The 9,268-nt window shown below is 72.2% G+C and carries 8 protein-coding genes and 1 pseudogene; 8 read left to right on the forward strand and 1 reads right to left on the reverse strand.

Annotated elements, in window-relative coordinates; translation table 11 throughout:
* Positions 1-545, forward strand: a pseudogene (locus MFF42_RS13865) (dual-specificity RNA methyltransferase RlmN); the annotation flags it as partial.
* 167 nt (positions 546-712) lie between these two features.
* Here MFF42_RS13865 and MFF42_RS13870 read toward each other — a convergent pair.
* Positions 713-2,332 (reverse strand): phosphoenolpyruvate carboxykinase, encoded by a 1,620-nt coding sequence (locus MFF42_RS13870; protein ID WP_238256255.1) that lies wholly within the window; start codon positions 2,330-2,332, stop codon positions 713-715.
* 319 nt (positions 2,333-2,651) lie between these two features.
* Between MFF42_RS13870 and recR the strand changes: the two genes are divergently transcribed.
* The 7 genes from recR to truA form a co-directional block, all read left to right on the forward strand.
* Complete coding sequence (gene recR / locus MFF42_RS13875; protein ID WP_238256256.1) at positions 2,652-3,257, forward strand: recombination mediator RecR; 606 nt, start codon at positions 2,652-2,654, stop codon at positions 3,255-3,257.
* A gap of 238 nt (positions 3,258-3,495) precedes the next feature.
* A complete protein-coding gene (locus MFF42_RS13880; RefSeq protein WP_238256257.1) occupies positions 3,496-4,701 on the forward strand; it encodes a glycosyltransferase family 87 protein in 1,206 nt (401 codons plus the stop codon).
* A 9-nt stretch (positions 4,702-4,710) separates the two neighbouring features.
* Entirely contained in the window at positions 4,711-6,084 is a 1,374-nt protein-coding gene (locus MFF42_RS13885; RefSeq protein WP_238256258.1) for an FAD-binding oxidoreductase, read from the forward strand.
* Entirely contained in the window at positions 6,084-6,821 is a 738-nt protein-coding gene (locus tag MFF42_RS13890) for an SDR family oxidoreductase (protein ID WP_238256259.1), read from the forward strand. Before MFF42_RS13885 ends, MFF42_RS13890 begins: the two co-directional genes overlap by 1 nt.
* Before the next feature lie 141 nt (positions 6,822-6,962).
* The gene (locus MFF42_RS13895) at positions 6,963-7,481 is read left to right on the forward strand and encodes a peptide deformylase (RefSeq protein ID WP_238256260.1); all 519 of its coding nucleotides are present in this window, start codon (positions 6,963-6,965) and stop codon (positions 7,479-7,481) included.
* 9 nt (positions 7,482-7,490) lie between these two features.
* Positions 7,491-8,432: a methionyl-tRNA formyltransferase gene (fmt, locus tag MFF42_RS13900; RefSeq protein WP_238256261.1), complete on the forward strand. Its 942-nt coding sequence runs from the start codon at positions 7,491-7,493 to the stop codon at positions 8,430-8,432.
* 172 nt (positions 8,433-8,604) lie between these two features.
* Positions 8,605-9,268 (forward strand): tRNA pseudouridine(38-40) synthase TruA (gene truA, locus MFF42_RS13905; RefSeq protein ID WP_238256262.1); only part of this gene is annotated, 664 nt, incomplete at its 3' end.

Below are 9,268 nucleotides of genomic sequence, written 5' to 3' on the forward strand. Positions count from 1 at the left end.
CGAGCCCGAGCCGCTCGACCTCCGGCGTGGTGCCGCAGATCGAGCGGCTCGGGCTCGAGGCCAACGCCATGCTGGCGATCTCGCTGCACGCCGTGCGCGACGAGCTGCGCGACGAGCTGGTGCCCCTGAACCGCAAATACCCGATCGAGCAGCTGCTCGACGCCTGCCGCACCTATCCGGGCCTGAGCAACGCCCGGCGCATCACCTTCGAGTACGTGATGCTGAAGGGCGTCAACGATTCCGACGCCGACGCCCGCGCCCTGGTGCGGCTGCTCAAGGGCATCCCGGCCAAGATCAACCTGATCCCGTTCAATCCCTGGCCCGGCTCGAAATACGAGTGCTCGGACTGGGAGCGGATCGAGCGCTTCTCCGAATTCGTCTTCAACGCCGGCTACGCCTCGCCGGTGCGCACCCCGCGCGGGCGCGACATCCTGGCGGCCTGCGGCCAGCTCAAGAGCGAGACGGAGAAGCTGCGGGCGCGGGCTCGGATGATGCTCGAAGAGGGCATGGGCGCCGAGGCCGTCTACGCCGACCAGGTCGACTGATTCTTTTGTCCCCTCTCCGGCATGGCGAGGCGAAGCTATCCAGGGCGTCGACCTCTCCGGAAGGGTCGTGCCGCTGGATCGCTTCGCCTTCGCTCGCGATGACGCCGGGGGTGCCGCCGCCCCCCTGAACCGTCCCCTCCCCGCGTGAGGGAGGGGAAGCGCGCTCGTTACGCCGCGATCGGGGCGGCGACCGGCTCGGCGGCGCGCACGTCGGCGTCGACGTGGCTCTCGAAGCGGGTGAAGTTCTCGCGGAACATCGTCACGAGGCGCGTGGCGGTCTCGGCAAAGGCCGCCTTGTTGGTCCAGGTCTCTACCGGCGAGAGCACCTGCGTCTCGACGCCGGGCACCTCGACCGGCACCGAGAAGCCGAAATACGGGTCGCGGCGGAACGCGGTCTGCGCCAGCGAGCCGTCGAGCGCCGCCGTGAGCAGCCGGCGGGTGACGCGGATCGGCATGCGCCGCCCGGTGCCGACCCCGCCGCCGGTCCAGCCGGTGTTGACGAGCCAGCAATCGACGCCGTGCTCGGCCATCAGCTTGCGCAGCAGGTTGCCGTAGACGCTCGGATGGCGCGGCATGAACGGCGCGCCGAAGCAGGTCGAGAAGGTCGCCTCCGGCGCGGTCAGGCCGCGCTCGGTCCCCGCCACCTTGGCGGTGTAGCCGGACAGGAAGTGGTACATCGCCTCCGCGCCCGTCAGCTTGGCGATCGGCGGCATCACGCCGAAGGCGTCGCAGGTCAGCATCACGATGTTCTTGGGGTGCCCGGCCCGCCCGGTGGCGCTCGCGTTGGCGATGAAGTCGAGCGGGTAGGCGCAGCGGGTGTTTTCCGTCAGCGACGCGTCGTCGAAATCCGGCACGCGGGTGAGCGGATCGATGACGACGTTCTCCATCACCGTGCCGAAGCGCTCGGTGGTGGCGTAGATCTCCGGCTCGGCGTTGCGCGAGAGCCGGATGGTCTTGGCGTAGCAGCCGCCCTCGAAGTTGAAGATGCCGTCCCGGCTCCAGCCGTGCTCGTCGTCGCCGATCAGCTTTCGCGACGAGTCGTTCGACAGGGTCGTCTTGCCGGTGCCGGACAGGCCGAAGAACAGGGCCGAGTCGCCGGTCTCGTCGAGCGCCGCGTTGGCCGAGCAGTGCATCGGCATCACGCCGGCACCGGGGAGCACGTAATTGAGGTAGGTGAAGACCGACTTCTTCATCTCGCCGGCATAGGCCGAGCCGCCGATCAGCACGATCTTCTGCGAGAAGTCGATGGCGATCACGGTCTTCGAGCGGCAGCCGTGCCGGGCCGGGTCGGCCTGGAAGCTCGGCAGGTCGATGATCGTCAGCTCGGGCACGTAGCCCGCCAGCGCCTCGCGCTCGGGGCGGATCAGCAGGTTGCGGATGAACAGCGAGTGCCAGGCGAGCTCGGTATAGACCCGTGCCCGCACCCGGTGGGCTGGGTCGGCGCCGCCGTAGAGATCCTGGGCGAACAGCTCCTTGCCCCGCGCATGGGCGCGAAAGTCGTCGAGCAGGGTCGCGAACTGGTCGGGCGTGATCGAACCGTTGTTGTCCCACCAGATCTCGTTCTCGGTGCCGGCGTCGCGCACCACGTACTTATCCTTGGGCGAGCGGCCGGTATGGCTGCCGGTGGTGGCCACCAGCGCGCCGCCGCGGGCGAGCTCCGCCTCGCCGCGGCGCAGGGCCTCCTCGTAGAGACGGGGCGCTTCGAGGTTCCAGTGCATGGCGGCGAGATCGGTCAGGCCGATCGCCTCCGGACCGTGGGCCGCATTGCATTCACCGATGGTCTTCACGGGTCGTTCCTCCCTCGCGGCCCTGATCGCGTCGCAATGGCGCCGGCTTCGGCGCCGGCCCTGCGTGATGGTCGGCGAGGCGTCCGTGCGGTCGGTCAGGGCCGCCGCACGCAGGTTCTCCGCTCCGCTCGGCTCAATGGATCGATGCCGGCCGCGGCCGTCAACGAATCTTTGGTAGGGGTACAAATTAAATTTGCACGCCGGCTCCTCATGGAGCGGCCGGGCTGTCGCAATCCTGAACGGGCAAAATTCCGCCGGAAGGCCTATGTGAGGGGAGGCCGCCGCCGTCCCTCCTCAGCCACAGCCGTTCCGCACCCGCATGCCCCAAGCCGTCGCCGGCCCCGAGATCGAGCGCCTGATCCAGCTTCTCGGGCGGATGCCGGGCCTCGGACCCCGCTCCGCCCGCCGGGCCGCGCTCCAGCTCATCAAGAAGCGCGAGACCCTGCTGAGCCCCCTCGCCGACGCGATGCGGATCGCCGCCGACCGCATCGTGGTCTGCCACTCCTGCGGCAACGTCGATACCAGCGACCCCTGCACCATCTGCCGGGACGAGAGCCGCGATCCCACCACCCTCGTCGTCGTGGAGGACGTGTCCGACCTCTGGGCCCTGGAGCGCTCCGGCGCGGTCAAGGCACGCTACCACGTGCTCGGCGGCGTGCTCTCGGCGCTCGACGGGGTGCGGCCCGAGCACCTCACCATCGGCCGCCTCGTGGAGCGGGCGAGCGAGCCGGGGGTGAAGGAGATCATCCTGGCGCTGAACGCCACGGTCGATGGCCAGACCACGGCCCACTACATCACCGAGTCGATCAAGCATCTCGAATTGACGATCACGCGCCTCGCCCACGGCGTGCCGGTCGGCGGCGAGCTCGATTATCTCGACGAGGGCACGCTCACGGCGGCGATCCGCAGCCGCACGGCGTTCTGACGGGGGGCTTTCGCAGCACACGGGGGCGTCCCGGGAGGAGGCCGTAACGGCTTCTTAAAGCGCGCCGTGACAAGTCTGGGGGCGGACCGGCGCGGCCGTGCCGAAAGACAGTATTCCCCGCACGGACCGTCTCGGCGCGACCATGATGGATCTTCGACCGGAACCGGATCCCGGCCGCGCAGCGAGCGTCCAACACCCGAGACTTCACGAGCGGCTCGCCACGCCCTTCGTTGTGCGGATGCTCCTCCTGAGCCTCGCGGCGGTGATGCTCAGCAAGGCGGTCCGCTACGCCGGACTCCTCCCCGCTCAGGATCTCACGGATTTCGACGCCTTCCACATCGCCGGCCGGATGGTGTGGCGGGGCGACATCGCGCAGGCCTACCATCTCCCGGCCCTGCTGGAGGTGCAGCGGGCCCTGACCGGCGATCAGGCCTTCCTGCCCTGGACCTATCCCCCGCCCTTCAACCTCGTGGTGGCGGCGCTCGCCCCCCTGCCGATCGGCCTCGCCTACCTCGTCTTCGTCGGCGCGACGCTCGCGGCCTACCTGCTCGTCCTGCGCCGGATCGCCGGCCCGCACTTCGCGACCGTCGTCGTCGCGCTGGCGCCAAGCCTGTTCGTCGCCGTGGCCGGCGGCCAGAACGGCTTCCTCACCGGAACGCTCGCCGGGCTGACCGGCCTCGGCCTCCTTCGCGGGCGGGCATGGGCCGGCCTGCCCCTCGGATTGATGGTGATCAAGCCGCATCTCGCGGTCGGGCTCGCGGTCTGCGCCCTCGTCACGCGCCGCTGGGGATGTCTCGCGGTCGCCGCCGCGACGGCGGCGCTGGCGCTCGCCCTCTCCACCGCCGTGCTCGGCCCGGCGATCTGGCCGGCCTTCCTCGGCGGCGTCGAGGAGGCCAAGGCGTTTCTCGCCGCGGGCGCCTACCCTCTGTTCCGCATGATCTCGGTCTATGCGTGGCTGCGCAGCCTCGATGTTCCGGCCGCTGTCGCCCTGGCCGCGCAGATGGCGATCGCCGTGGCGGTCCTCGGCCTGATCCCGCTCGCCCTCCGGCGCGGGATGCCGCCGCGGCAGATCGTGGGGCTTGCCGCTCTGGCGAGCCTGTTCGTCAGCCCCTACGCCTACGATTACGACCTGCCGCTCTACGGCGTCGCCCTCGCCCTGCTGCTGCCGGATCTGCTCGGGCGGGCGAGCCGCGGCGAAGAGATCGCCCTGCTCGGGCTCGGCTGGATGGCGGGCGGCTACGGCTTCGTCGCCGGCGGGCTGCACGAAGCCCTGGTCGGAACGCGGGCCGCGTCCTCCGTCGAGATCGCGCTGGCCGCCCCACCCTTCCTCCTCCTGCTCGCGCTGATCTGGCGCATCCTGCGCCGGGAGCGGGCCGCGGCCATGCCCGGCGCGGCCGGCACGGTGGTCGGACCGGTCGGGCCGGTCGGCCCGGTTCCCGCCTGAGGACCGGCGATGCAGGCGAATCATGCCCTCGCCGAGGCGGGACGGGCTTTGCATAGCCGGCGCATGATCTCCGGCTGGGGGCTCTATCCCCGCGCCGCCAGCGAGATCCTGGCGGCGGATGCGCCCGAGACCCTGCCCGCGCTCCTGCGCGGCCGGCAGGGCGTGATCGCCCGCGGCGGCGGGCGCGCCTACGGCGACGCGGCGGTCGGCCTGCGCGCGACCTGCCTGACCGGCGGCCTCGACCGGATGCGCGGCTTCGATCCCGCCACCGGGCGGCTGCGGGCCGAGGCCGGCGTGACGCTCGCCGACATCGTCCGGACCTTCCTGCCCCGGGGCTTCTTCCCGCCGGTCGTGCCCGGCACGCAGTTCGTGACGCTGGGCGGGATGATCGCCTCCGACGTCCACGGCAAGAACCACCACCGCGAGGGCGGCTTCGGCGCCCATGTCGAGGCGCTGACCCTGCTGACGCCCGACGGCGTCCCGCGCCCCTGCGCGCGCGACCGGGAGCCCGAGCTCTTCGCCATGACGCTCGGCGGAATGGGGCTGACCGGCACGATCCTCGACGCCACCTTCCGCCTGCGGCCGGTCGAGAGCGGCTGGATCCGCCAGGAGACCCGCGTCGCCACCGACCTTGCGGCGATGCTGCGTGCGCTGGACGAGGACGAGGCGGCGACCTACTCGGTCGCCTGGATCGACTGCCTCGCCCGCGGGTCCGCCCTCGGGCGCGGCCTGGTCTATCGCGGCGAGCATGCCGGCCGCGACACCTGCCGCGCCGCCGGGCTCGAGCTGTTTCCGACCCCGGCCCGTCGCCGGCTCACGGTGCCGCCGGGACTGCCGGGCTGGACCCTGAACCGCGCCTCCGTCACGGCCTTCAACGCGCTGTATTTTCGCCGCGGGACGACGGCGGGTGGTTCGAGCCTCGTGCCGTGGCAGGGCTACTTCTTCCCCCTCGACGGGCTGGCGGCCTGGAACCGCCTCTACGGCGCCCGCGGCTTCGTGCAGCACCAGTGCGTCGTCCCCCGGCGCGGCGCCGAGGCCGTCCTGGCCGGGATCCTCGACCGGGTCGCCCGCCTCGGCACCGCCTCGCCGCTGGCGGTGCTCAAGCGGCTCGGCCCCGGCGGCGGCGGGATGTCCTTCCCGATGGAGGGCTATACCCTCGCCCTCGACCTGCCGGCCCATGCGGCGACCTTCGCCCTGCTCGACGACCTCGACCGAAGCGTCGTCGCCGCGGGCGGGCGCCTCTACCTCGCCAAGGACGCCCGGCAGAGCCGCGACACCTTCGAGGCGGGCTATCCCGCCCTCCCCGCTTTCCGAGACCTCCGGCGGCAGCTCGGCGCCGACGGGGCGCTCGCCTCCCGCCTCTCCGCGCGCCTGGGATTGTGATGGCCGGAACCCTGCTCCTCGTCGGGGCCACCTCCGAGATCGGCCACGCCGTGGCCGCGCGCTACGCCGAGGCCGGCTGGCGCATCCTGCTGGCGGCGCGCGACCCCGAGCGGGCGAAGCGCAACGCCGACGACCTCGCCGCGCGCCACCGGGCCGAGGTCGCGCTGCTGCGCCTCGACATCCTCGAGACGGAGGGCTTCGCCGCATGGCTCGACGGACTGCCGACCCTGCCCGATACCGTGGTCTGCGCGGTCGGCGAACTCGGCGACCAGGGCCGGGCCGAGGGCGACCCCGCCCATGCCGAGCAGGTGATGCGGACGAATTTCCTGGGGCCGTCGCTGCTGCTCGGCCTCATCGCCGAGCGCTTCGCCGCGCGGGGAAGCGGCGCCCTCGTCGGGATCAGCTCGGTGGCGGGCGACCGGGGACGCGGCTCGAACTACGTCTACGGCGCCGGCAAGGCCGGCTTCACCGCCTTCCTCTCCGGCCTGCGCAACCGCTTGGCCAAGAGCGGCGTCCGGGTGGTGACGGTGAAGCCCGGCTTCGTGCGCACCCGGATGACGCGGGGCCTGCGCCTGCCGCCGCTCCTGACCGCCGAACCCTCCGAGGTCGGGCAGGCCGTCTACGCCGCCGCGGAAGGGCGCGGGGGCGACGTGATCTACGTGCGCAAGGTCTGGCGCCTCGTCATGACGGTGATCGGCGCGATCCCCGAGCCCGTCTTCAAGCGCCTGCGGCTCTGACCGCGGCCCCGGCCCTCTGGCGCCGGACCCGTTCCCGCCATTTGACCGCCCCCGCGCCGCCGCCTATCTCCGGATCGGGCAACGCGTTTTCGCGCGACCTCACCCCATCCCACCGCCTCGCCCCCTCCGGCCCGGAAAGCCATGACCGTCCGTCCCCTCGTGATCCTGCCCGACGCGCAGCTGCGCCTCATCTCCGAGCCGGTGGGCGCGGTCACCGACGAGATCCGGACGCTCGCCCGCGACATGATCGAGACGATGTACGACGCCCCCGGCGTCGGCCTCGCCGCGATCCAGATCGGGGTCGCCAAGCGCGTCGTCACCATCGACACCTCGAAGGACGAGAACGCGCGGAACCCGACCGTCTACCTCAACCCGGAGATCGTCTGGTCCTCCGAGGAGAAGCGGGTCTACGACGAGGGCTGCCTGTCGATCCCCGAATTCTACGGCGAGGTCGAGCGGCCGGACCGCGTCCGGGTGCGCTACATGACCCTCGACGGCGAGACGGTGGAGCAGGAGGCCGACGGCCTGCTCGCCACCTGCCTCCAGCATGAGATCGACCATCTCAACGGCGTGCTGTTCATCGACCACCTGTCGAAGCTCAAGCGCGACCGGGTGATGAAGAAGTTCACCAAGGCCGCCAAGCGCGACGCCGCCGCCTGACGGGACCGGATGCGCATCGTCTTCATGGGGACGCCGGACTTCGCCGTCCCCACCCTGGACCGTCTCCACGCCGACGGCCACGCCCTCGTCGCCGCCTACACCCGCGCCCCGGCCAAGGCCGGCCGCGGCATGGCGCTGAAGCCCTCGCCCGTCCATGCCCGCGCCGAGGCGCTCGGCATCCCCGTGCTGACGCCCGCGACCCTGAAGAGCGAGGAGGCCGCCCGGACCTTCGCCGGGCACGGGGCCGACGTGGCGGTCGTCGTCGCCTACGGCATGCTGCTCCCGCAGACCATCCTCGACGCGCCGCGCTTCGGCTGCCTCAACCTGCACGGCTCGCTGCTGCCGCGCTGGCGCGGCGCCGCCCCGATCCAGCGGGCGGTGATGGCGGGCGACACGGAGAGCGGCGTCGGCGTGATGCGAATGGAGGCCGGGCTCGATACCGGGCCGGTGGCGATGGAGGCGCGCGTCCCGATTCCCGAGGGGATGAGCGCGGGCGAATTGCACGATGCGCTGATGCCGCTCGGCGCCGACCTGATGGGGCGGGCGATCCGGGCGCTGGAGCGGGACGGTCTCAGCTTCACGCCGCAGGCAGCGGAGGGCGTGGTCTACGCCCACAAGATCAGCAACGAGGAGGCGCGGATCGACTGGTCGCGCCCGGCGACGGACGTCGCGCGCCACATCAACGGCCTGTCGCCGTTTCCGGGCGCCTATTTCGCGGCCGATCTCGGCAAAGGGGCAGACAAGGGACCGGAGCGGGTGAAGGTGCTGCGGGCGCTGCCCGCGGACGGATCGGGCGCGCCGGGCACGCTGCTCGATGCCGCCGGCACGGTCGCCTGCGGCACGGGCGCCGTGCGGCTCCTCGAACTGCGCCGGGCCGGCAAGGGCGGCGTCGCGAGCGGCGAGGCGTTTTTGAGGGGCGCGCGGCTGGCAGCCGGAGCGCGGCTCGGGTGACGAGAGGGCGCCACGGCGTATCCCCTCCCCCCTCTGCGGGGGAGGGTGGCCCCCGAAGGGGGTCGGGAGAGGGGCCGGCTCCGCATTGTCCGGAAGCGGCGCTCCCCTCTCCCGCCTGCTCCGCAGGCACCCTCCCCCGCGGAGGGGGGAGGGACATGCGCGGAGGGGCCTGATGCCCCGCTACAAGCTCGTCATCGAGTACGACGGCGCGCCGTTCTGCGGCTGGCAGCGGCAGGCCGACGACCCGACCGTGCAGGCCGCCATCGAGACCGCCGTGACGCGCTTCTCCGGCGAGACGGCGCGGCTGACCTGCGCCGGCCGCACCGATGCGGGGGTGCACGCGATCCATCAGGTCGCGCATCTCGACCTCGCGAGGGACTGGCGCACCGACACCGTGCGCGACGCCCTCAACGCGCATCTGCGCCCGCAGCCGATCGCCGTCGTCTCCGCCGAGATCGTCGGACAAGACTTCGACGCGCGGCACTCGGCGATCCGGCGGCACTACCGCTACCGCATCTTCAACCGCCGCAGCCCCGCCGCGCTGACCCGCGCCCATGTCTGGCACGTGCCCTGGCCGCTCGATGCCGGCCTGATGCACGCCGCCGCCCAGCGCCTCCTCGGCCGCCACGACTTTTCCGCGTTTCGCGCCGCGGAATGTCAGGCGGCGAGCCCCGTGCGCACGCTCGAACAGCTCGACGTGACGCGCCGGCCGATGGGCCTGTTCGAGGAGATCGTGATCGCGACCGCGGCCCGCTCCTTCCTGCATCATCAGGTGCGGGCCATGGCCGGCACGCTGATGCTCGCCGGATGCGGGCGTCTCTCCGCCGACGACGTGG

The organism is Methylorubrum podarium (assembly GCF_022179745.1).
Classification (GTDB): Bacteria; Pseudomonadota; Alphaproteobacteria; order Rhizobiales; family Beijerinckiaceae; genus Methylobacterium; species Methylobacterium podarium.

Coding starts and splice junctions, on each gene's coding strand:
- fmt (WP_238256261.1), top strand. CDS start 7,491: ATGCGCATCGTCTTCATGGGGACGCCGGACTTCGCCGTCCCCACCCTG.
- MFF42_RS13890 (WP_238256259.1), top strand. CDS start 6,084: ATGGCCGGAACCCTGCTCCTCGTCGGGGCCACCTCCGAGATCGGCCAC.
- MFF42_RS13895 (WP_238256260.1), top strand. CDS start 6,963: ATGACCGTCCGTCCCCTCGTGATCCTGCCCGACGCGCAGCTGCGCCTC.
- recR (WP_238256256.1), top strand. CDS start 2,652: ATGCCCCAAGCCGTCGCCGGCCCCGAGATCGAGCGCCTGATCCAGCTT.
- MFF42_RS13885 (WP_238256258.1), top strand. CDS start 4,711: ATGCAGGCGAATCATGCCCTCGCCGAGGCGGGACGGGCTTTGCATAGC.
- MFF42_RS13880 (WP_238256257.1), top strand. CDS start 3,496: ATGCTCCTCCTGAGCCTCGCGGCGGTGATGCTCAGCAAGGCGGTCCGC.